19 protein-coding genes and 1 pseudogene are annotated in these 20,504 nt (G+C 68.7%); 11 read left to right on the forward strand and 9 right to left on the reverse strand.

Annotation, left to right across the window (positions count from 1 at the left end; translation table 11 throughout):
• Positions 1-72: 72 nt before the first annotated feature.
• Positions 73-1,086 (reverse strand): DUF2804 domain-containing protein, encoded by a 1,014-nt coding sequence (locus ACYJSS_RS08245; protein WP_111263344.1) that lies wholly within the window; start codon positions 1,084-1,086, stop codon positions 73-75.
• 305 nt (positions 1,087-1,391) lie between these two features.
• On the opposite strand from ACYJSS_RS08245, the gene ACYJSS_RS08250 reads away from it, so the two are divergent.
• From ACYJSS_RS08250 to ACYJSS_RS08285, 8 genes are all read left to right on the forward strand, one after another.
• The gene (locus ACYJSS_RS08250) at positions 1,392-1,901 is read left to right on the forward strand and encodes a DUF2059 domain-containing protein (protein WP_043247034.1); all 510 of its coding nucleotides are present in this window, start codon (positions 1,392-1,394) and stop codon (positions 1,899-1,901) included.
• Between the two features lie 12 nt (positions 1,902-1,913).
• Positions 1,914-2,219, forward strand: a complete 306-nt coding sequence (locus tag ACYJSS_RS08255) for a BolA family protein (protein WP_236206175.1) — start codon at positions 1,914-1,916, stop codon at positions 2,217-2,219.
• Positions 2,220-2,626: 407 nt separating this feature from the next.
• Positions 2,627-3,562: an oxygen-dependent tRNA uridine(34) hydroxylase TrhO gene (trhO, locus tag ACYJSS_RS08260; protein ID WP_111263342.1), complete on the forward strand. Its 936-nt coding sequence runs from the start codon at positions 2,627-2,629 to the stop codon at positions 3,560-3,562.
• A gap of 44 nt (positions 3,563-3,606) precedes the next feature.
• Positions 3,607-4,209 carry a DsbA family protein gene (locus ACYJSS_RS08265; protein ID WP_178083002.1) on the forward strand — a complete coding sequence of 201 codons (603 nt, stop codon included), beginning with the start codon at positions 3,607-3,609 and terminating at the stop codon, positions 4,207-4,209.
• Entirely contained in the window at positions 4,202-5,983 is a 1,782-nt protein-coding gene (locus ACYJSS_RS08270) for an ABC transporter ATP-binding protein (protein WP_236206176.1), read from the forward strand. The genes ACYJSS_RS08265 and ACYJSS_RS08270 overlap by 8 nt, the downstream gene beginning before the upstream one ends.
• A gap of 487 nt (positions 5,984-6,470) precedes the next feature.
• Complete coding sequence (locus ACYJSS_RS08275; protein WP_236206177.1) at positions 6,471-7,880, forward strand: amino acid permease; 1,410 nt, start codon at positions 6,471-6,473, stop codon at positions 7,878-7,880.
• Between the two features lie 94 nt (positions 7,881-7,974).
• On the forward strand, positions 7,975-9,018 hold the full coding sequence (locus ACYJSS_RS08280) for a hypothetical protein (protein WP_146603052.1): 1,044 nt from the start codon (positions 7,975-7,977) through the stop codon (positions 9,016-9,018).
• Positions 9,019-9,160: 142 nt separating this feature from the next.
• A complete protein-coding gene (locus ACYJSS_RS08285; RefSeq protein ID WP_236206178.1) occupies positions 9,161-10,267 on the forward strand; it encodes a hypothetical protein in 1,107 nt (368 codons plus the stop codon).
• A 129-nt stretch (positions 10,268-10,396) separates the two neighbouring features.
• Here ACYJSS_RS08285 and ACYJSS_RS08290 read toward each other — a convergent pair whose 3' ends face one another.
• The 3 genes and pseudogenes from ACYJSS_RS08290 to ACYJSS_RS08300 form a co-directional block, all read right to left on the reverse strand.
• Positions 10,397-11,260, reverse strand: coding sequence for a methyl-accepting chemotaxis protein (locus tag ACYJSS_RS08290; protein ID WP_371921696.1), 864 nt, complete (start codon positions 11,258-11,260; stop codon positions 10,397-10,399).
• Positions 11,252-12,004: pseudogene (locus ACYJSS_RS08295) on the reverse strand (HAMP domain-containing protein); the annotation flags it as partial. The gene ACYJSS_RS08290 and the pseudogene ACYJSS_RS08295, both read right to left, overlap by 9 nt.
• Before the next feature lie 60 nt (positions 12,005-12,064).
• Positions 12,065-13,108, reverse strand: a complete 1,044-nt coding sequence (locus ACYJSS_RS08300; protein ID WP_236206179.1) for a metal-dependent hydrolase — start codon at positions 13,106-13,108, stop codon at positions 12,065-12,067.
• Between the two features lie 171 nt (positions 13,109-13,279).
• Here ACYJSS_RS08300 and arfB point away from each other — a divergent pair, with 171 nt between their 5' ends.
• Together arfB and ACYJSS_RS08310 are read left to right on the forward strand one after the other, a co-directional pair.
• Positions 13,280-13,693, forward strand: coding sequence for an alternative ribosome rescue aminoacyl-tRNA hydrolase ArfB (arfB, locus tag ACYJSS_RS08305; RefSeq protein WP_111261862.1), 414 nt, complete (start codon positions 13,280-13,282; stop codon positions 13,691-13,693).
• A gap of 124 nt (positions 13,694-13,817) precedes the next feature.
• Entirely contained in the window at positions 13,818-14,750 is a 933-nt protein-coding gene (locus tag ACYJSS_RS08310) for an AEC family transporter (protein ID WP_236206180.1), read from the forward strand.
• Positions 14,751-14,813: 63 nt separating this feature from the next.
• Here the strand turns inward: ACYJSS_RS08310 and ACYJSS_RS08315 are convergent, their stop codons facing one another.
• From ACYJSS_RS08315 to phhA, 3 genes are all read right to left on the reverse strand, one after another.
• The gene (locus tag ACYJSS_RS08315; protein ID WP_236206181.1) at positions 14,814-16,007 is read right to left on the reverse strand and encodes an amino acid aminotransferase; all 1,194 of its coding nucleotides are present in this window, start codon (positions 16,005-16,007) and stop codon (positions 14,814-14,816) included.
• Positions 16,004-16,360 carry a 4a-hydroxytetrahydrobiopterin dehydratase gene (locus ACYJSS_RS08320; RefSeq protein ID WP_111261865.1) on the reverse strand — a complete coding sequence of 119 codons (357 nt, stop codon included), beginning with the start codon at positions 16,358-16,360 and terminating at the stop codon, positions 16,004-16,006. Before ACYJSS_RS08320 ends, ACYJSS_RS08315 begins: the two co-directional genes overlap by 4 nt.
• 66 nt (positions 16,361-16,426) lie before the next feature.
• Positions 16,427-17,218: a phenylalanine 4-monooxygenase gene (phhA, locus tag ACYJSS_RS08325; RefSeq protein WP_111261866.1), complete on the reverse strand. Its 792-nt coding sequence runs from the start codon at positions 17,216-17,218 to the stop codon at positions 16,427-16,429.
• A gap of 257 nt (positions 17,219-17,475) precedes the next feature.
• Here phhA and ACYJSS_RS08330 point away from each other — a divergent pair, with 257 nt between their 5' ends.
• Positions 17,476-19,035 (forward strand): sigma-54-dependent transcriptional regulator, encoded by a 1,560-nt coding sequence (locus ACYJSS_RS08330; RefSeq protein ID WP_111261867.1) that lies wholly within the window; start codon positions 17,476-17,478, stop codon positions 19,033-19,035.
• Between the two features lie 284 nt (positions 19,036-19,319).
• Here the strand turns inward: ACYJSS_RS08330 and mdtI are convergent, their stop codons facing one another.
• Both mdtI and ACYJSS_RS08340 read right to left on the reverse strand, forming a co-directional pair.
• Complete coding sequence (gene mdtI / locus ACYJSS_RS08335; protein WP_111261868.1) at positions 19,320-19,649, reverse strand: multidrug/spermidine efflux SMR transporter subunit MdtI; 330 nt, start codon at positions 19,647-19,649, stop codon at positions 19,320-19,322.
• Complete coding sequence (locus tag ACYJSS_RS08340; protein ID WP_111261869.1) at positions 19,646-20,002, reverse strand: SMR family transporter; 357 nt, start codon at positions 20,000-20,002, stop codon at positions 19,646-19,648. Before ACYJSS_RS08340 ends, mdtI begins: the two co-directional genes overlap by 4 nt.
• Positions 20,003-20,504 lie beyond the last annotated feature (502 nt).

A 20,504-nucleotide genomic window follows, 5' to 3' on the forward strand; every position in this document is an offset into this window, starting at 1 on the left:
TTGCACATGCTCCAGAAAGGATTTTCCGCAGTTTAGGCCGCGGATGGAGCATGGGGTTCCGCCGGGGCGTTATTACCAGCGTGCGTGGGTGGTGCCGAGCCAGCCCAGGGCGTTGTCCACCGGCACGCGTTCGCCGGTGGGGCCGCGCAGCACGCCGTCGAAGCGGCCGAACCACTGGCGGGTGTCGGCGTAGAGCGGCCCGAGGCGGGGGTTGGCCTGGTGCAGCTGGCGCGGGGTGAAGGTGAGCTGCACGCGGTTGCACTCGGTGCCCAGCTGCCAGGGCGCGAGAGGGTTGCTCGGGGCCTGCTCGATGCGTACCGGGCGGTCCAGCTTGGACAGCTCGCCGCCGAACCACAGGGCGTTCTCGGTCAGGCCGCTGGCGTCGGTCCAGCCGGCGCCGAAGTTGCCGGCGATGCCGCCGCTGGTGGCGAAGGCGGCGCGGGTCCACTGGCTGTGCAGGGGCCAGACGCCACGGCCGAAGTCGAGGGCGGCGAAGCTCTGCCCCGCCTGGCAGTCGAAGTGGCGGTTGCCCAGCTGCACGCTGCCGCTGGCGGGGAGGCCGAGCTGGCGGCTGCTGGCGTGGAAGCCGTGGCCGGGGAAGGGGGCGACGAGGTTCACCGAATCCAGGTGCAGGGGGCGCAGCACGTCGAGCGCGGCCTGCAGCGGCTGGCCGCCGATATCGGGCACGGCGACGGTGATGCGCGCCCGCCCCGGGTGCTCGTCCACTTTCAGGTGCAGGCGCGGGTGCTGGAATTCGTAGCTTTCCAGGGGCGTGTCGGGCAGGCGGCAGCCCCGGCCGAACAGGCGCAGCTGGGAGTGATTCACTGCGAGGCCGGTTTCCATGTCGAGGAAATAGGCCGCGCAATAACCGATGTAGTCGAGGTCGGCGAGGGTCAGCGACAGCACCCATTGCGGGGTGGTGATGCACCAGTGGTTCCAGCGTTTGCGCCGGCCGACGTTGCCGGGCATCGCGCAGTCCAGGCGCGGGCGGTTCGACCAGCCGATGGCGGACGGGTCCAGCCGTCCCTGGGGGTCGCACAGCGTAGCCGAACCGTGCGGCACCAGTGCGGAGATGTGGCTAGTCATCGGACACGTCCATGTAGGGATGCAGCTTTCCAGTTTCGGGGGGCGAGGGAACAATGCGCGCGACAGGTGGCCCAATGGGGCGATGTGTCGGTGGGCTGACAGCGTTTTATTGACGCGCAAGGATGCCCAGAGGCCGCTAGCATGAGCAAGTGATGGCATTTTGACAATAGATCGTTGGAGTGCACCGATCCACAGTTCGGCCGTGATCCGGCACACGTCCTCGTCGCTTGAGCTCCCCATGGGCTCGGGCGCAGAATGACCCGCCCTCGGGTAACCCCCGTAACCGCTCAGACAAAGGAATACCGATGACCAAGCTTCGCGTACTTTGCACCGCCGTCCTGATCGCCTGCGCCAGTGGCCAGGCGCTGGCCGATGCCGCCAGTCATGCCGCCAACGCTGAGCGCTTCCTCAAGCTCGCCCACGCCGACAAGCTCACCGTGCCGGTCTACGGCCAGGTGCAGCAGATGTTCGCCCAGCGCTTCGAGCAGAGCGGCGCCCCGGCGGACAAGAAAGCCGCGCTGGAGAGCTACCAGGCCAAGGCCAACACCGCCCTCGACAAGGCCGTGGGTTGGGACAAGCTCAAGCCCGAGCTGGTGAAGATCTACACCACCAACTTCACCGAGCCCGAACTGAAGGACCTGATCGCCTTCTACGAATCGCCCCTGGGCAAGAAGGTCCTGGAAAAGATGCCGACCCTGACCGCGCAGTCCGCCCAGCTGACCCAGTCGCGCCTGGAAGCGGCCGTGCCGGAAGTGAACAAGCTGCTGGCCGACATGACCAGCGAACTGGCCCCCAAGGACCAGAAGAAGAAGTAAGCGGAGCCCTGCATGAGCATGCGTGATCGAATCCTCGCCGCGTTCGCGGCCCTCGAGCCCCAGCACCTGGAGGTGCTGGACGAGAGCCACATGCACAGCCGCGGCCTGGAGACCCACTACAAGGCGGTGATCGTCAGCCCGGTGTTCGCCGGGCTCAACGCGGTCAAGCGGCACCAGAAGGCCTATGGCTCGCTGGGTGAGCTGATGGGGCAGTTCCATGCCCTGGCCCTGCACACCTACACCCCCGAGGAGTGGGCCGCGCAGGGCGCCGCGCCGGATTCGCCCACCTGCAAGGGTGGCAGCAAGCACGATCTCTGATCGGTGCTTATCCGGGCACGGCTTCGTGCCCGGTTGCCTTTCTTCAGCCCACCGCCCTCCCGGTTTGAGCCCCGCTTGAAGCTGCCTGGTTCGGTGCGTGCACCCTGCGCGGCACACCCCCTGGCATGAGCGCGTGCCTCGCTCGACTCCGCCTGGTGGAGGTAAAGAGCGACCTCCACCCTACAGGTCATGTCCAGCCGGAGGCTTGGCGGGACTCGTGCCTTCCGTGAAGTCTCTCTCCCCTGGCTGAAGACGCCGTCCCGCACCACAAGTCGCCTGAGACCTTTTCACGCAGCCGTCCGGTTGCGCTTTTTGCTAGAATCCGCCCCCAGCGCCGGCCCAGCCGGCGCTGTCGTTTCTGTCACCCGGTCCGCCCTTTGCGTGGGCGACCACTGGAGGAAGTCCCCATGTCCCGGATCGTCGTCGCGGCGCTCTACAAGTTCGTCTCCCTGAAAGATTACGTCGCCCTGCGCGAACCCCTGCTCAAGACCCTGGTCGAGAACGACATCAAGGGCACGCTGCTGCTGGCGGAGGAGGGCATCAACGGCACCGTCTCCGGCACGCGCGAGGGCATCGATGCGCTGCTGGCCTGGCTCAAGGTCGACCCGCGCTTCGCCGATCTCGACCACAAGGAGTCCTACTGCGACGAGCAGCCGTTCTACCGCACCAAGGTCAAGCTGAAGAAGGAGATCGTCACCCTGGGCGTGCCCGGCGTCGATCCCAACCAGCGCGTCGGCACCTACGTCGAGCCGCAGGACTGGAATGCCCTGATCAGCGACCCCGAGGTGCTGCTGATCGACACCCGCAACGACTATGAAGTGGCCATCGGCACCTTCGAGGGTGCGGTCGATCCGAAGACCAAGTCCTTCCGCGAGTTCCCCGACTACATCCGCGAGCACTACGACCCGGCGGTGCACAAGAAGGTCGCGATGTTCTGCACCGGCGGCATCCGTTGCGAGAAAGCCTCGGCCTACATGCTGGGCGAAGGCTTCGAGGAGGTCTTCCACCTCAAGGGCGGCATCCTCAAGTACCTGGAAGAGGTGCCCGAGGCCGAGACCCTCTGGCGCGGCGACTGCTTCGTCTTCGACAACCGCGTCACCGTGCGCCACGATCTTTCCGAGGGCGACTTCGACCAGTGCCACGCCTGCCGCAACCCGATCTCGGTCGAGGACCGCCAATCACCCCATTACGCCCCCGGCATCAGCTGCCCGCATTGCTGGGACAGCCTGAGCGAGAAGACCCGCGCCGGCGCCCGTGAGCGCCAGAAGCAGATCGAACTGGCCAGGCAGCGCAACCTGCCGCACCCGATCGGTCGCAACCCGCGCCAGCCCCTGGAGAGTTGAGAGAAACGATGGCCAGGACCCGCCTGCTCTACGTGATGGACCCGATGTGCTCCTGGTGCTGGGGGTTCGCCCCGGTCGCCGATGCCCTCGCCGAGCAGGCCCGTGCGGCCGGCGTACCCATGCACCTGGTGGCCGGTGGCCTACGGACCGGGCAGGGCGCCTCGCTCGATCCCAACACCCGGCGCTACATCCTCGAGCACTGGCACGCGGTGCATGACGCCACCGGCCAGCCCTTCCGTTTCGACGGGGCGCTGCCGGACGGCTTCGTCTACGACACCGAGCCGGTGTGCCGGGCGCTGGTGGCCGCTCGCAGCCTGCACGAGGAGGCGACCTGGCCGCTGGTCAAGCTGATCCAGCACGCCTTCTACGCCGAGGGCCGCGATGTGACCCAGGCGGCGGTGCTGGTGGCGCTGGCCGAGACGGCCGGCATCCCGCGCATCGAGTTCGCCGAGGCCTTCGATGGCGCCGCCGCGCACCAGGCCACCGCCGAGGACTTCACCTGGGTGCAGGACCTGGGCATCGCCGGCTTCCCCACGCTGCTCGCCGAGCGTGACGGCCAGCTGGCGCTGCTGACCAACGGCTACCAGGGCCTGGATGCGCTCGCGCCGCTGCTGGCCCGTTGGCTGGAGCGTGCGACCCATGCCTGACCGCCTCAGCTGGGCGGAGATCCGCCGCCTCGCCCTGCGTCACAGGAAGGCCCTGTGGCTGGCCAACCTGGTGGCCGTCTTCGCCACCCTGTGCAGCGTGCCCATCCCGCTGCTGCTGCCGCTGCTGGTGGACGAGGTGCTGCTCAAGCAGGGCGACGCCGCGCTGAAATTCATGGACCGCTTCCTGCCCGACGGCTGGCAGGTGGCCGCCGGCTACATCGGCCTGATGCTGGTCACCACCCTGCTGCTGCGCAGCCTGGCGCTGGTGTTCAACGTGTTGCAGGCGCGGCTGTTCGCGCGGTTGTCGAAGGACATCGTCTACCGCCTGCGCATCCGCCTGATCGAACGCCTCAAGCGCATCTCCCTGGGCGAGTACGAGAGCCTGGGCGGTGGCACCGTCTCCGCCCACCTGGTCACCGACCTGGACACCCTCGACAAATTCATCGGCGAGACCCTCAGCCGCTTCCTCGTGGCCATGCTCACCCTGGCCGGCACCGCCGGCATCCTGGTGTGGATGCACTGGAAGCTGGCGCTGCTGATCCTGCTGTTCAACCCGCTGGTGATCTGGTCCACGGTGCAGCTGGGCAAGCGCGTGAAGCACCTGAAGAAGCTGGAGAACGACAGCACCTCGCGCTTCACCCAGGCGCTGACCGAAACCCTGGAGGCCATCCAGGAGGTGCGTGCCGGCAACCGCCAGGGCTTCTTCCTCGGCCGCCTCGGCCTGCGCGCGAAGGAGGTGCGCGACTACGCCGTCGCCTCGCAGTGGAAGAGCGACGCCGCCGGGCGCACCAGCGGCCTGCTGTTCCAGTTCGGCATCGACGTGTTCCGCGCCGCGGCCATGCTCACCGTGCTGTTCTCGGACCTGTCCATCGGCCAGATGCTGGCGGTGTTCAGCTACCTCTGGTTCATGATCGGCCCGGTGGAGCAGTTGCTCGGCCTGCAGTATTCCTACTACGCCGCCGGTGGTGCCCTGGCGCGCATCAACGAGCTGCTGGCGCGTGCCGACGAGCCGCAGTACGCCGGGCGCATCGACCCCTTCGCCGGGCGCGACACGGTGGGCGTGCAGGTGGAAGGGCTGCGCTTCGGCTATGGCCGCGACGAGCCGGTGCTCGATGGCCTCGACCTGTCCATCGCCCCGGGCGAGAAGGTCGCCATCGTCGGCGCCAGCGGTGGCGGCAAGAGCACCCTGGTGCAGCTGCTGCTGGGCCTCTACACCGCCCAGGCCGGGACCATCCGCTTCGGCGGCGCCAGCCTGGAGGAGATCGGCCTGGAGCGCGTGCGCGAGCACGTCGCGGTGGTGCTGCAGCACCCGGCGCTGTTCAACGACAGCGTGCGCGCCAACCTCACCCTGGGCCGCGAGCGCAGCGACGAGGCCTGCTGGCATGCGCTGGAGATCGCCCAGCTGGCCGACACCATCCGCGCGCTGCCGCAGGGGCTGGACAGCGTTGTCGGCCGTTCCGGCGTGCGCCTTTCCGGCGGCCAGCGCCAGCGCCTGGCGATCGCGCGCATGGTGCTGGCCGACCCGCGCGTGGTGATCCTCGACGAAGCCACCTCGGCCCTCGACGCCGCCACCGAGTACGCCCTGCACCAGGCCCTGGCGCGCTTCCTCGAAGGGCGCACCACGCTGATCATCGCCCACCGCCTGTCTGCGGTTAAGCAGGCTGACCGGGTGCTGGTGTTCGACGGCGGGCACATCGCCGAGGATGGCGACCACCAGCGCCTGATCGCCGACGGCGGGCTCTACGCCAAGCTCTACGGCCACCTGCAGCACTGAGCCCCCGGTGCCGCCGCGTCAAGCCGGCGCACCGCGCTGTCAACAATTCATTACGCCAGCGCCCGCCGGCTCCGCGCCGGCCGTGGGGAGGCCGCAGGCGTAAGGAAAAGCTTCCGCCGCCCAGCTCGGCCCACACAGTTTCGGCACGCAACTGTGCCTTGTCTCGGGGCGCCCGGGCGGGTGTGATGGCCCCGCCACGCGTGCCGGCCATCGAGCACGCCCATGACAACAACACCCGGAGGTCCTCGATGACCCCAGCCTTGCAACCCGGCGCCCGTGCGCCCGGCCTCCCCGTATCCGCCATCGCCTGTGACCTGCCGGCCCCGGCGTGCATCCCTGTCAACGCGACGCGTCGCGCCCATCCCCCCCGTTCCCCTGGGGAGGTGCCGCCCGACGCCCGCTGAAAGGTCCACCCGCCTTGCCATTCCGTCGCGCCACAAGCGCTGCGGGTCCGATTTCCGTCACGAAAACAACAAAAGGTGACGCCATGCACGACACGCAATCCCAGGGCACGCTCCAGCGCGGCCTGAAGAATCGCCACATCCAGCTGATCGCCCTCGGGGGCGCCATCGGCACCGGGCTCTTCCTCGGCTCGGCCGGGGTGCTCAAGTCCGCCGGCCCCTCGATGATCCTCGGCTACGCCATTTGCGGCTTCATCGCCTTCCTGATCATGCGCCAGCTCGGCGAGATGATCGTCGCCGAGCCGGTCGCCGGCTCCTTCAGCCATTTCGCCCACAGGTACTGGGGCGGCTTCGCCGGCTTCCTCTCGGGCTGGAACTGCTGGGTGCTGTACATCCTGGTCGGCATGTCCGAACTCACCGCTGTGGGCAAGTACATCCACTTCTGGTGGCCCGAGGTGCCCACCTGGGCCACGGCGGCGGCCTTCTTCGTGCTGGTCAACGCCATCAACCTGGCCAACGTGAAGCTGTTCGGCGAGGCCGAGTTCTGGTTCGCCATGATCAAGGTGGTGGCCATCGTCGGGATGATCGTGCTCGGCTGCTGGCTGCTGTTCAGCGGCTCCGGTGGCGAGCAGGCGACCGTGTCCAACCTCTGGGCCCATGGCGGCTTCTTCCCCAACGGCGTCGGCGGGCTGGTGATGGCCATGGCCTTCATCATGTTCTCCTTCGGTGGGCTGGAGATGCTCGGCTTCACCGCCGCCGAGGCCGAGAAGCCCGGCCAGGTGATCCCCAAGGCGATCAACCAGGTGATCTGGCGCATCCTCATCTTCTATGTCGGTGCCCTGGTGGTGCTGCTTTCGCTGAGCCCGTGGGACGCGCTGCTGGCCAGCATCAACAGTGCCGGCGATCCCTACAGCGGCAGCCCGTTCGTGAAGATCTTCGCGCTGATCGGCAGCGACGCCGCGGCCCACCTGCTGAACTTCGTGGTGCTCACCGCCGCGCTCTCGGTCTACAACAGCGGCACCTACTGCAACGGCCGCATGCTGGTCGGCCTGGCGGAGCAGGGCGATGCGCCGAAATCCCTGGCGCGGGTCGACACGCGCGGCGTGCCGGTGCGTGCCCTGGTGGTCTCGGCGCTGGTGACCTTCCTCGCCGTGGTGGTGAACTACGTGGTGCCGCACAACGCGCTGGAGCTGTTGATGTCGCTGGTGGTGGCGGCACTGGTGATCAACTGGGCGATGATCAGCTACTCGCACCTCAAGTTCCGCCAGCACATGGACCGTGAAGGCACCCGCACCGCCTTCCGCGCCCTCTGGTCGCCCTTCGGCAACTGGCTGTGCCTGGCCTTCGTGGTCTTCATCCTCGGCGTGATGCTGCTGATCCCCGGTATCCAGGTGTCGGTCTACGCCATTCCGGTGTGGCTGCTGGTGATGGCGGGCTGCTACCGCCTGAAGCTGTCCAGCGCCGCGCGGGCCAAGCAGGCCTACGCCGCCGGCTGACCTCGCCACGCCTCACCCGGGCCCGGCCTTCGCGCCGGGCCTTTTCATGGGCGGCGTGCACCGAGCGTGGCGCGCTGCCGGGCGATCTGCGAGCATGTCGCGCCGCCTGTCCATGGAGGGTGCATCCGCAATGATCTTCGGCCCCGATCCCACCTTCATCCTGATCTTCGGCATCGCCGTGCTGCTGGCCGTGCTGTCCGTGCCCGGCCTGCTGGCCCTGTCGCTGGCGCTGGCGTTGCCGCGCTCGCGTCGTCACGTCCTGGCGCGGCCCTGGCGCTATGGCGTGCTGGGCGTGCTGCTGCTGTGTTTCGCCGCGCTGGGCGTGCTGATTCTCTGGCAGGAGCGGCAGATGGAAGCCGAGATGCAGGCCGAGCACGACGCCCTCAACCCGCGCCTGGAGCAGGACCTGCAACTGGGTGAGCTGCTGTTCCCCGCCGGCAGCCAGGTGCGCCTGGATACCTTCGAGCCCCTGGACTGGCAGGACCAGCCGCAGCCCCATGGGCTGGACAGCCTGATCGAGGCCTGGCTGCCCAGGCCGCAGCGCGTGCTGGGCCTGGAGGTGGACGCCCTGGAGCTGCCGCTGCACCACTATTTCTCGCGCATGCGCCTGGTGCACGACAGCGTCGTCGAGGGCTGGCCCTGCGCGGGCAACGACTGGGTGGAGTACCGCCGCGAGGTCGAGGAGCGCTTGCAGCCGTCGCGCTGGCGCTTCGACCGCTGCCCGCTGGTGCCCGGCAGCCGGCTGTTCGGGCTGGAGTGGCCGCTGGGCAGCCTGGTCTACGGCAACGGTTACGGCTGGACCCTGCGGGTTTCCGACAGCGCCGGGCCGCTGTCGCTGGAGGGCATGAGCCTGCTGGAGCTGAACCTGATGCTCGATGGCGAGCGCAACCTGCTGCGCTGGGATGGGCGATTGGCCGCGCCCTACTCGCTGGGCGACTGGGACTACCCCGCCGGCACCCGCGTGCGCCACCTCGACGAGCAGCGCCTGTTGCTCAGCCCGACCCGCGACGCCCCGGCCCACAACCGCGTGAATGGCGAACAGGTGGCCTTCGGACAGTCGCTGGTGCAGGCACGCGATGGGCGTGAGCTGGGGCGTGAAAGCAACGAGCGGATGGGGGTGAACGACGTCTGGGAGTGACGGCCTACGGCGATCGCCCCTGTGGATGTCGGCAATCTCCGAATCCCCGCTCGCATCCCGGGCATCCCCTGGCCTTGCCCTGACGGGGACGGACGTTATGGTTGTCCGTCGCCCCGAGGAGGAAGCCAGAAGGAGTCCCCAGATGAAGCTTGCTCTGCAATTCGACGCATCCGTCGGTATCAACGTCCTGCGCCAGGTCATCCAGGCGGCGGGCGAGAACACCACCATCGCCTTCAACGCCGCCCACGGCCTGGACATCGGTGACCTGCTCTCGGTGGTCAGCGCCGCCGGCAGCGACAAGCAGCTGGTGCTGGGCTTCGACGGTGCCCGGCTGACCCCGCGCAACCTGCAACAGGCCACCAGCTTCGCGGGCGAGCGCACCGCGATCGAGATCGGCAAGGCCCAGAACGTCAACACCAGCGCGCTGCTCGCGGTCATCAACGCCGCCGGCCACGGCAAGCAGGTGAAGGTCAGCTTCAACGGCGCGCAGGCCGACGACGAGGCGCTGCGCCAACTGGTCGACGCCGCCGGGCGCCAGGTCGGCATCGACATCAATGCGGGCCACGCGGTGCCCATCGAACGCCTGCTCGGCATCATCGATGCCGCGTCCAGGGAGGGTGGGCTGGGCCTGGAGTTCAACGGCGCGCAACTGCTGGAGGCCAATATCCTCCAGGCCGTGGAGCGAGCCGCCGGCAGCACCGCCATCGGCATCAACTCCGCCCACGCCGTCAAGCAGGAGACCCTGCAGGCGGTCATGCAGGCCGCAGGCGACGGCACCCACCTGGGGCTGTCCTTCCATGGCGGCCAGCTCGACGACAAGGGCCTGCTCGCCGCCATCGAGGCCGCGGGCACCAATACCCAGATCAAGGTCAACACCGCCCAGGCGATGGGCGCCGGGGCGTTGCTGCTGAGCATCAACGCAACCGCCAACACCAAGCGCTTCAGCGTCGAGTTCAACGGCGCCGAGCTGCCGTTCGGCAACCTGCAGCAGGCGGTGGAGGCGGCCGGTATCAACACCGCCATCAGCGTCAACACCGCCCAGGCGATGGACCCCCAGGCGCTGCACTCGGCCATCGAGGCGGCGGGTGACCTGAAGCGGCTGGATGCACAGTTCAATGCCACGCAGATGGCCGCGGAAAGCCTCGGCCAGTGGGTCGGCGCCGCCGGCAGCCGCGTGGGCCTGACCATCGCGGCCGCCCAGGCGCTGCCGCTGCCGACGTTGCTGGAGGCGGTGCAGGCCGCCGGTTGAGCCCCGGCACTGCGCGGCACCCTGAAACGACCAGGCCGCCTTCGGGCGGCCTGGTCGTTTTTCGTCTGGGGTCATGCGTCGCGGGTCGCATCGAGGATCGCGGGTTACACCCGCCCTACGGAGGCGCGCTCACACCTGGAAGCGCGCCACGGAGGTCTGCATCGCCTCGGCCACGTTGTCGAGGCGTTGCGCGGCGTCGGCCAACTCGTGCATCGCCTCGGTGTTCTGCCGCGACATGCGGGCGATGGTCTCCACCCGCTGGGCCACCTCGCTGCTGGCCCGGGATTGCTCGTCGATGGTCTGGGAGATCTCCTCGACCACCTCGGCGGCACGGTGGGCGCCGTTGCGGATCTCGCTGATGGAGGTGCCGGCCTGGGTGGCCAGGGAGACGCCGTCGTTCACCCGCGTCACCCCCGTCTGCATGCTGCTGACCGCCTGTTCGGTGCTCTCGCGGATGCGTTCGATCATGCCGGTGATCTCCTGGGTGGACTGCGCCGTGCGTGCCGCGAGGTTGCGCACTTCGTCGGCCACCACGGCGAAGCCGCGACCCGCCTCGCCGGCCCGCGCGGCTTCGATGGCAGCGTTGAGCGCCAGCAGGTTGGTCTGCTCGGCGATGCTCTTGATCACCTGGATGATCGAGTGGATTTCCTCCGAGGAGCGGCCCAGCGCGGTGATGGTGCTGGACGAGCTGTTCACCGCGTCGGCGATGCGGTTCATGCCGTCGACGACGCCGAGGATCACCTGTCCGCCGTTGCTGGCCAGGCCTTCGGAGTGCGCGGAGATGCCCTGGGCGTTGCGCGCGTGCTCGGCGATCTGGGCGATGTTGGCGATCATCTCCTCCATCGCCGCGGCCATGCTGGTGGCGCTGTCGGCCTGCTCGCTGGCGCCATCGACGATACCGCGCGAGGTGTCGCTGAGGGTGTGCGCGGTGCCCCGCAGCTCCTCACTCTCCTGGCGGATGTCGGCGATCATCTGGCGCAGGTTGTTCTGCATGTCCGCCAGCGCCTGCTGCAACTGGCCGGCCTCGTCGTTGCTGTCGACGCTGATGGTGTTGCGCAGGTTGCCCTGGGCGATCGCACGGGCAGCGGCGACGGTCTTCTCCAGCGGGCGCAGCACGGTGCGCATCAGTTGGCCGGTGGCCAGGCACAGCGCCAGGCAGACGACGAGGATGCCGCCGACCAGCCACATGGCCGCCTGGTTCACGGCGGCCTCGCTGGCGTTGCGCGCCTCGGCGGCGTGCTCCTCGATCAGGCTGCTGAGGGCTTCGTTGCGCTCCTCCAGCTCGCCGAAGGTGGTGTTGAAGGCCGGCAGCTCGGCGCGCGCTGCAGCCGGGTCGCGCAGGGCATGGTCGATGATCTTCTCGGCAGCGGTGATGTAGGACTCCAGCGCGGGCTGCGAATCGCCGATGGCGCGCTTGATGTTGGCGCTCAGGGGCAGGCTGGCGTTCTCGCTCATGGCCTTGCGGAACCAGTCGCTGTGCTCCTTGAGGTCCTGGCGCACCTGGTCGGCGGCGGCGCTGTCGCCAGGTTCGGCGACGAAGGCGGCAAGCACGTCCGCCCGCAGGGCGTCGTGCATCATGTCGCCCTCCAGGTGGTTGCGCAGGGCGCTGACGCTCAGTTCGTTCTCGGCCAGCGCGTCGGCGAGGCGGGTCTGGCCCCAGAAGCCGATGCCGCCGAGCAGGGCGGCGGCGATGACGCTGATGGCCCCTGAAGCGACCATTTTCTGGCGAATGTTCATGCCGTTCCTCCCTAGGCGCAGACTGGCTGCTAAAGCGTAGCCCAGCGGCGCGAGAAGGCATCAGGGTACGCGTTGCAGCCCGGCGCCCCAGTCTGCCAGCGGCACGCTGGCGTCCTGGTTCCAGATGCGCCGCCAGATCAGCCCCAACTGCTGCAGGTCGCCTCGCACGGCGGGCAGGCGCTCGGTCACGGCCGGCAGCACCCAGGTGTCGCCCCTGCGCGTGGCGAGGACGAAGCGGAACGGGTGGTAGCCGGTGAAGCCCAGGCGCAGGTCGGTCACCACCAGGGCGTCGCCCAGTTGGTCGAAGCGCAGTACGCCGTCGGTGAACCACGCCAGCCGTGCGTATTGCGGCGATGCCTTGAGGTGTTCGGCCAGGGCGGTGCCACGTGGCAGGGTCACCAGGGCGGGCGGTGCCGTGTCGAACCCGCTCACCAGGGCCTCGTGGTAGCGCTCGCCGTCCAGCACCGTGACCCGCCAGAGCAGGCTGTTGAAGGGCGTCGGCGAGGCGAACAACGCCTGCGCCCGGACGCCCTGGCGGGCGAGCTCGGCCTCGACCCGCTGCTCGGCCATCCATTTGCCGGCGACCGTGAAGGCCAGGTAGAGGCTGGACAGGGCCAGCGCCAGCAAGGGGCCGCGCGGTGCCTTGCCCCCTGGGCTTGCAGCCAGCCCGGCGAGCACGGCCAGCAGCAGGGGCAAGGTGTAGAGCGGGTCGATGATGAAGATGCTGGACCAGGCCGTCGGCGGCGGGGTGAAGGGCCAGAGCAGCTGCGTGCCGTAGCTGGTGAAGGCGTCGAGCAAGGGGTGGGTGATCAGCACCAGCCAGAGGGCGAGGAACAGCCGTCGCCCCGAATAGCCGGGGTTGGGTCGCCAGCGCCGCAGGAGCAGGGTCAGCACCAGCGCCAGCAGGGTGAGCACCGGCAGCGAATGGCTGAAGCCGCGATGGCGGGTCATCACGTCCACCTCATCCTGGTAGCGGATCAGCACGTCGAGGTCCGGCAAGGTCCCCAGCGCCGCGCCGTAGAGCAATGCCTTGCGTCCCTGCCAGCGGCCCAGTACCGCCGTCTGCACCGTCGCGCCCAATACCGCCTGGGTGATCGAATCCATTGCCGCGCCCCCTGGAGACAAGGCGCCTAAATTAGGGGCTCGGCGGGAGCGCGGGAAGTGGCGGGGCAGGGCGATTGGTAAGTTTGTATGAACGAGGCGAGGGTACAGGCCGCGAGATTTAAGTGGGCTGCGGCGCTATCCTGTCGCTCTTTCCGCTATCCGGCCCGTGCCATGTTGCTGATCTCCAACAGCGTCCACCTGCCCGACGATGAAATCGAGCTGACCGCCATCCGCGCCCAGGGCGCCGGCGGGCAGAACGTCAACAAGGTGTCCAGCGCGATGCACCTGCGCTTCGACATCCACGCCTCGTCGCTGCCGCCGTTCTACAAGGAGCGCCTGCTTGAGCTGCGCGACAGTCGCATCACCGGCGAGGGCGTGATCATCATCAAGGCCCAGCAATACCGCACCCAGGAGCAGAACCGCGCCGATGCCCTGGAGCGCCTGGCGGAACTGATCCGCAGCGCCGGCAAGGTGGAGAAGAAGCGCCGCCCGACGCGGCCGACCCTGGGCTCGAAGACCCGCCGCCTGGATGGCAAGTCCAAGCGCGGTGCGATCAAGGCCGGTCGCGGCAAGGTGGACTACTAGCCCGCCAGGACCCGGGTGGCGAAGCCGGGCGATTATCGGCGGGTTTCGCCACTGGGCACCGCGCCTGGCGGGGCCCGCTGACGGATACTGGCGCCACTTCACCGCGATCGCCCCGAGGCCGCCGTTGCTCGACGTCATCACCATCACCGCCCCCGTTTTCCTGATCATCGGCCTGGGCTTCGCCGCCTCCCTGGGCGGGCTGGTCAGCCGTGAGCAGGTGCGTGGCATCGGCGCGTTCGTGCTCAACTTCGCGCTGCCCGCGCTGGTGATCAAGGCACTGGCCGAGCGCCCCATCGGCGAGGTGTTCAACCCTTGGTACCTGCTGGCCTACGGGCTGGGCTCGCTGGCCGTGTTCGGCCTCGGCCTGGCGTACTTCCGCCTGGTGCGCGGGCGTGGCCTGGCCGATGCCGCCATCGCCGGGCTGGGCATGTCGGCCTCCAACAGCGGCTTCGTCGGCTACCCGGTGGTGGTGATGGTGGCGGGGCCCACGGCGGTGCTCGGCCTGGCGTTGAACATGGTGGTGGAAAACCTGCTGATGATTCCCCTGGCGCTGGCCCTGGCCGAATCGGCTCAGCAGCGCGGCGAGGGGGGCTGGCACACCCTGCGCGGGACCTTCGGGCGTCTGGCGCGCAACCCGCTGATCATCGCCATGCTGGTGGGCGTCGGCCTCTCGCTGCTGGGGCTGCGCCTGCCGGCCGTGCCCGCGCGGGTGGTGGAGATGCTGGCGTCGGCCTCGGCACCGGCCGCGCTCTTCGTCATCGGCGGCACCCTGCATGGCGTGCGCCTCGGTGGCCTGCTGCCGGACATGGCGGCCATCAGCCTCGGCAAGCTGGCCTTGCACCCGCTGGCGGTGGCGGGGCTGTTCTGGTTGCTGCCGCCGGTGGAGCCCGCGCTGATGGCAGCGGGCATTCTCTTCGCCTGCGCGCCGATGATGAGCATCTACCCGCTGGTGGGCATGCGCTTCGGCCTGGAGGCGCGCTGCGCGGCGACCCTGGTGATGGCCACGGTGCTGTCGTTCTTCGGCCTCAGCCTGGCCATCGCGCTGTTGCAGCACTGAGCCACCGGCGCCAGGCCGCGCCGCCGCCCCGTCGGGTACGAGGGGCGGGGAGGGAAGGGCGCCTCAGCACACCCGTGCGATCGCCTGCGCCAGGTCGCCCAGGCGCGAGGCGTCCACCCCGGCGATGTTGGCGCGGCCGCTGCTGACCATGTAGACGCTGGACTCGCTGCGCAGCCGGGCCACCTGTTCGGCACTCAGGCCGGTGTAGGAGAACATGCCGCGCTGGCGGGCGATGTGGGCGAAGCGCTCGGCCAGGCCGTGGGGCGCGAGGGCCTCCACCAGGCCGGCACGCAGTTCGGCGACGCGGCGGCGCATGGCGTCCAGCTCCTCCAGCCACACGGCCTTCAGCTCGGCATCGCCGAGGATGGTGGCGACCACCGCCGCGCCATGGTCCGGCGGGGTGGACCAGAGGTTGCGGGCGATGAAGGCCAGCTGGCTGCGCACGTCGATGAGCTGGTCGGGGCTGGCGGCGCAGACGACCAGGGCGCCGGTGCGCTCGCAGTAGAGGCCGAAGTTCTTCGAGCAGGAGCTGGTGATCAGCACCTCCGGCAGCGATTCGGCGAACAGGCGCACGGCCCAGGCGTCCTGCTCCAGGCCGTCGCCGAAGCCCTGGTAGGCGAAGTCCAGCAGCGGCAGCAGGCGGCGCGCGCGGACGATCTCCAGCACCCGTTGCCAGTCGTGGCGGCCCAGGTCGAAACCGGTGGGGTTGTGGCAGCAGGCGTGCAGCAGCACCACGTCGCCTTCGGGCACCTGTTCCAGGGCGGCGAGCATGGCTTCCAGGTCGAGGCGGTTGTCGGCGCCGACGTAGGGGTAGTGGTGCACGGCCAGGCCGCTGGCGGCGAACAGGGTCTCGTGGATCGGCCAGGTCGGGTCGCTGACCCAGATGCCCCGGCCCGGCAGGCAGCGGGCGATGAACTCGGCCGCCAGGCGCAGGGCACCGGTGCCGCCCGGGGCCTGGGTCACGCCGGCGCGCTGGCCGGTCAGCAGCGGCGAGCCCGCGCCCAGCACCAGCTCGCCCAGCAGGCGGCCGAAGGCGGCGTCACCGTGGCCGCCGATGTAGGTCTTGGTGCGCTGCACCTCCACCAGGCGCTGCTCGGCGAGCTTCACCGCACGGGGGATGGGGGTCAGGCCCTGGCTGTCCTTGTAGACGCCCACGCCGAGGTCGATCTTGGCCGGGTTGGGGTCCGCGCGGTGGGCCTCGATCAGGCCGAGGATGGGGTCGCCGGGCACGCGCCCGACCGGGGCGAAATGGCTCATTTGCGGCCCTCGGCGCGTTCGGCCACCTCGTCGGTGCGGGCGGCCATGATGAAGTCGTTGCGGTGCAGGCCCTTGGCCTCGTGGCTCCACCAGGTGACGGTGACCTTGCCCCACTCGGTGAGCAGGCCCGGGTGGTGGCCTTCTTCCTCGGCGATGGCGCCCACCGCATTGGTGAAGGCCAGGGCATGGCGGAAGTTCTTGAAGCGGTAGACCTTCTCCAGCTGCATGATTGCGTCGCGGACTTCGATGTTCCAGTCGGGGATCTGCTTGAGCAGCTCGGCCAGTTCGGCCTCGGAGACCTTGGGCGCGTCGGCGCGGCAGGCTTCGCAATGGGCTTGGGACAGTGCGGTCATGGGGTTCTCCAGGTAGAGGGCTGGCCGGTTGGCGCGGCTCGTGGCGCCAACCGGCGGGAAAGGGTTTCAGGCCGCCTTGGGCTTGGGCGGGAACTTCGGCGCGTGCAGGCCGAGGGCCATGGCCTGGTGCACCAGCGCCATGATGTCCTCGTGGGCCAGTTCGAACAGGCGCTTGAGCTCCGGCAACACGAAGTAGAGCGGCTGCAGGATATCGATGCGGTACGGGGTGCGCATGCATTCCAGCGGGTCGAAGGCCTGGTGCTCGGGCTCGCCGGAAAGACTGTAGACGGTCTCCTTCGGCGAGGAGAGGATGCCGCCGCCGTAGATGCGTCGGCCCTGGGCGGTTTCCACCAGGCCGAACTCGATGGTCATCCAGTACAGGCGGGCGAGGTAGACGCGCTCCTCCTTGGTGGCCTTGAGGCCGAGCTTGCCGTAGGTGTGGGTGAATTCGGCGAACCAGGGGTTGGTCAGCAGGGGGCAGTGGCCGAAGATCTCGTGGAAGATGTCCGGCTCCTGCAGGTAGTCCAGCTCTTCCGGCGTGCGGATGAAGGTGGCCACCGGGAATTGCTGGCTGGCCAGCAGCTCGAAGAAGGTCTGGAAGGGGATCAGTGCCGGGACGCGGGCGACGCGCCAGCCGGTGGCGGCCTGCAGCACCCGGTTGATCTCGCCCAGCTGGGGGATGCGGTCATGGGGGAGGGCGAGGCGCTCGATGCCGTCCAGGTACTCCTGGCAGGCGCGCCCTTCGATCACCTTGAGCTGGCGGGTGATCAGGGTGTTCCACACCTGGTGCTCGCTGTCCGGGTAGTGGATGAAGTCGTTCTCGTCCGGCTCGCGGGCCACGTATTGCGTGGTTTTCATTCGGCCTCCTGGGGCGGGGCTTCGTTGTTGTGTTGAGCCATGGATAACCCCTAACCCTGCGTCGCGCAGCCCGCTGGCGGCTACAGCGACCGGGATGAAGGCGGAATTTGCGTAAAGAAATGTTTACGTATTGGTCGGGATCAGGCGGAGTCGCCTTGCTGGTGGGGCAAGTCGTCACATATTCTTGACGGAAAAATCGGGCAGGACGCTGATTTTCAGCCCCGCGCCCCAGACAAGAACCCGTTCCGGGGTGCCGCATGCGTATCAAAGTCCATTGCCAGAACCGCGTAGGCATCCTGCGCGACATCCTCAACCTGCTCGTCGACTACGGCATCAACGTCAACCGCGGCGAAGTCGGCGGCGACCAGGGCAACGCGATCTACCTGCTCTGCCCGAACCTGATCAACCTGCAGCTGCAATCGCTGCGGCCGAAGCTCGAGGGCATCCCCGGTGTCTTCGGCGTCAAGCGCGTGGGGCTGATGCCCAGCGAGCGTCGCCACCTGGAGCTCAACGCGCTGCTCGGGGCGCTGGAGTTCCCGGTGCTGTCCATCGACATGGGCGGCTCCATCGTCGCCGCCAACCGCGCCGCCGCGCAGCTGCTGGGCGTGCGCGTGGACGAGGTGCCGGGCATCCCGCTGTCGCGCTACACCGAGGATTTCGACCTGCCGGAGCTGGTGCGGGCCAACAAGGCGCGCATCAACGGCCTGCGGGTGAAGGTCAAGGGCGATGTGTTCCTCGCCGATATCGCGCCGCTGCAATCCGAGCACGACGAGAGCGAGGCCCTGGCTGGTGCGGTGCTCACCCTGCACCGCGCGGACCGCGTGGGCGAGCGCATCTACCACGTGCGCAAGCAGGAGCTGCGCGGCTTCGACAGCATCTTCCAGAGTTCGCGGGTGATGGCCGCCGTGGTGCGCGAGGCCCGGCGCATGGCGCCCCTGGATGCGCCGCTGCTGATCGAGGGCGAGACCGGCACCGGCAAGGAGCTGCTGGCCCGCGCCTGTCACCTGGCGAGCCCGCGCGGGCAATCGCCCTTCATGGCGCTGAACTGCGCCGGCCTGCCTGAGTCCATGGCCGAGACCGAGCTGTTCGGCTACGGCCCCGGCGCCTTCGAGGGCGCGCGCCCGGAAGGCAAGCTCGGCCTGCTGGAGCTGACCGCCGGCGGCACGCTGTTCCTCGATGGCGTCGGCGAGATGAGCCCGCGCCTGCAGGCCAAGTTGCTGCGTTTCCTCCAGGACGGCTGCTTCCGCCGCGTGGGCAGCGACGAGGAGGTGTACCTGGACGTGCGGGTGATCTGCGCGACCCAGGTGGACCTCTCGGAGCTTTGCGCCCGGGGCGAGTTCCGCCAGGACCTCTATCACCGCCTCAACGTGCTGTCGCTGCACATTCCGCCGCTGCGCGAGTGCCTGGACGGGCTGGGGCCGCTGGTGGAGCACTTCCTCGACTCGGCCAGCCGGCAGATCGGCTGTGCCTTGCCCCGCCTGGCGCCCCAGGCGCTGGAGCGCCTTGGCCATTACCACTGGCCGGGCAACGTGCGGCAGTTGGAGAACGTGCTGTTCCAGGCCGTTTCCCTGTGCGAGGGGGGCACGGTGAAGGCCGAGCACATCCGCCTGCCGGACTACGGCGCACCCCAGCCGCTGGGGGACTTCTCCCTGGAGGGCGGGCTGGAGGCGATCCTCGGGCGCTTCGAGAAGGCCGTGCTGGAACGCCTGTTCGCCGACCATCCGAGCAGCCGCCAGTTGGGCAAGCGCCTGGGGGTGTCGCACACCACCATCGCTAACAAGCTGCGCCAGCACGGGCTGGGGCGCGAGGAGGCCTAGCGGGCTGTTGAAAAACCGATCGCGTTGCGGCTGCGGCATTGAAAGCGCCCGCAGGATGCCTGCGTACCCTGCGCTCCCGGCCGGTCCTGCCGTCCAGGTTTCAACGGCCTGTTAGACCTTGGTGCAATGGCCGGTGGGCAGGCGGGTGGGTAAAAAGGGCGCTGTCTGAATCTTGCGTGATGCGGACACTAGCGTTTCTACATTCCTCTCCCGGAATGATTGAGCGGGCGACCCGAGGGTCGCCCATTTTTTTGCCTGCGATCTGCCCTTCCGCACAGGGCGGGTCACGCCAGTTTCAGCAGGCCCATCCCCAGCACCAGCATGACCAGGCCGAGCCAGCCCTTCCACGCCAGGCGCTGGCCGAACAGTGCCCAGCCCATGGCGACCGTGGCGAGGATGCCGAAGCCGCCCCAGATGGCATACGCCAGTGACAGCTCGATGCCGCGCACCGCCTGGGCCAGTGCGGTGAAGGCCGCCAGGATGCAGAGGATGGAGACGGCGCCGAGCACGCGGCGACGGAAGCCGTCGGAGTACTTGAGCAGGACGTTGGCCAGCACTTCCAGGGCGATGGCCACGCCCAGCCAGGCGAAGTGGATCCAGGTCACGCCGCTCATGCCGCCACCTCCTGGCCGCGGGCCACGGGCTCGGCGCGGGTGCCGAACTTGATCAGCAGGATGCCGACGATCATCACGGCCAGGCCCAGCGCCTTGGCCAGGCCGAGGCTCTCGCCCAGCCAGGCGACGCTGACGGCGGTGATCAGGACGATGCCGATGCCTTCCCACAGCGCATAGGCGACGCCAACCGGGACGCGCTTCACCGCCAGGGCGAGGAAGAAGTAGGACAGGCCGATCAGCACGTACATCGCGAGGTAGCCGAGCAGGGGTGCGTATTCGGTGGCGAATTTCATCGAGGTGGTGCCGACGACTTCGAAGAAGATCGCCGTGAGCAGATAGAACCAGGAACGCATGGTGCCCTCCCATGGGCATGCAGGGGCGTCGTCATGGGTGACGGACGCCAGGGGGTCTCGGTGGTTGGCGAGCGCAGGGTCATTCCCGGGGAATCCCGGCGCGGCCAGGGGTGGACGAGGGGGAGGGCGCTAGAGGTCGCCGGTCCAGTGTCCTTCGCGGGACACCAGGCGGGAGAAGTGCAGGGAGTAAGGTTTTGTGTTCGACATAATGAACACAAAATTACCATTTGGAATCGAATAAAGCCAATCGATAGGTTTTGGCTAAATGTTTCGGCCTGTATTCGGGGGTTATAGAGATCTGATGGCGTGCCCAGGAAATCGCCCGTTCGTTTTTATGTTCATTTTCTTGGGGCAGGCCGCTGCCCCGTGAGGCCGGCGGTGGCGTGCCCTCGACCCTTGCGCCCGTCTGCGCAGGGCCCGCCGCGAGGGCTCTGGGGCGGCCTTAGACCATAGTCCGTATGCGGTAAGACCATGGTCGAATGGCCCCACAGGGAGGCGGGGG

It is taken from the genome of Pseudomonas sp. No.21 (genome assembly GCF_054558415.1).

What these genes read in the sequence shown, in the direction of transcription:
- ACYJSS_RS08250 (WP_043247034.1), top strand. Translation starts at nt 1,392, where the DNA reads ATGACCAAGCTTCGCGTACTTTGCACCGCCGTCCTGATCGCCTGCGCC.
- ACYJSS_RS08300 (WP_236206179.1), bottom strand. Translation starts at nt 13,108, where the DNA reads ATGGATTCGATCACCCAGGCGGTATTGGGCGCGACGGTGCAGACGGCG.
- phhA (WP_111261866.1), bottom strand. Translation starts at nt 17,218, where the DNA reads ATGAAAACCACGCAATACGTGGCCCGCGAGCCGGACGAGAACGACTTC.
- arfB (WP_111261862.1), top strand. Translation starts at nt 13,280, where the DNA reads ATGTTGCTGATCTCCAACAGCGTCCACCTGCCCGACGATGAAATCGAG.
- ACYJSS_RS08280 (WP_146603052.1), top strand. Translation starts at nt 7,975, where the DNA reads ATGTCGCGCCGCCTGTCCATGGAGGGTGCATCCGCAATGATCTTCGGC.
- ACYJSS_RS08285 (WP_236206178.1), top strand. Translation starts at nt 9,161, where the DNA reads ATGAAGCTTGCTCTGCAATTCGACGCATCCGTCGGTATCAACGTCCTG.
- ACYJSS_RS08245 (WP_111263344.1), bottom strand. Translation starts at nt 1,086, where the DNA reads ATGACTAGCCACATCTCCGCACTGGTGCCGCACGGTTCGGCTACGCTG.
- ACYJSS_RS08315 (WP_236206181.1), bottom strand. Translation starts at nt 16,007, where the DNA reads ATGAGCCATTTCGCCCCGGTCGGGCGCGTGCCCGGCGACCCCATCCTC.
- ACYJSS_RS08290 (WP_371921696.1), bottom strand. Translation starts at nt 11,260, where the DNA reads ATGCAGAACAACCTGCGCCAGATGATCGCCGACATCCGCCAGGAGAGT.
- ACYJSS_RS08270 (WP_236206176.1), top strand. Translation starts at nt 4,202, where the DNA reads ATGCCTGACCGCCTCAGCTGGGCGGAGATCCGCCGCCTCGCCCTGCGT.
- ACYJSS_RS08255 (WP_236206175.1), top strand. Translation starts at nt 1,914, where the DNA reads ATGAGCATGCGTGATCGAATCCTCGCCGCGTTCGCGGCCCTCGAGCCC.
- ACYJSS_RS08275 (WP_236206177.1), top strand. Translation starts at nt 6,471, where the DNA reads ATGCACGACACGCAATCCCAGGGCACGCTCCAGCGCGGCCTGAAGAAT.
- ACYJSS_RS08265 (WP_178083002.1), top strand. Translation starts at nt 3,607, where the DNA reads ATGTGCTCCTGGTGCTGGGGGTTCGCCCCGGTCGCCGATGCCCTCGCC.
- trhO (WP_111263342.1), top strand. Translation starts at nt 2,627, where the DNA reads ATGTCCCGGATCGTCGTCGCGGCGCTCTACAAGTTCGTCTCCCTGAAA.
- ACYJSS_RS08340 (WP_111261869.1), bottom strand. Translation starts at nt 20,002, where the DNA reads ATGCGTTCCTGGTTCTATCTGCTCACGGCGATCTTCTTCGAAGTCGTC.
- ACYJSS_RS08320 (WP_111261865.1), bottom strand. Translation starts at nt 16,360, where the DNA reads ATGACCGCACTGTCCCAAGCCCATTGCGAAGCCTGCCGCGCCGACGCG.
- mdtI (WP_111261868.1), bottom strand. Translation starts at nt 19,649, where the DNA reads ATGAGCGGCGTGACCTGGATCCACTTCGCCTGGCTGGGCGTGGCCATC.
- ACYJSS_RS08330 (WP_111261867.1), top strand. Translation starts at nt 17,476, where the DNA reads ATGCGTATCAAAGTCCATTGCCAGAACCGCGTAGGCATCCTGCGCGAC.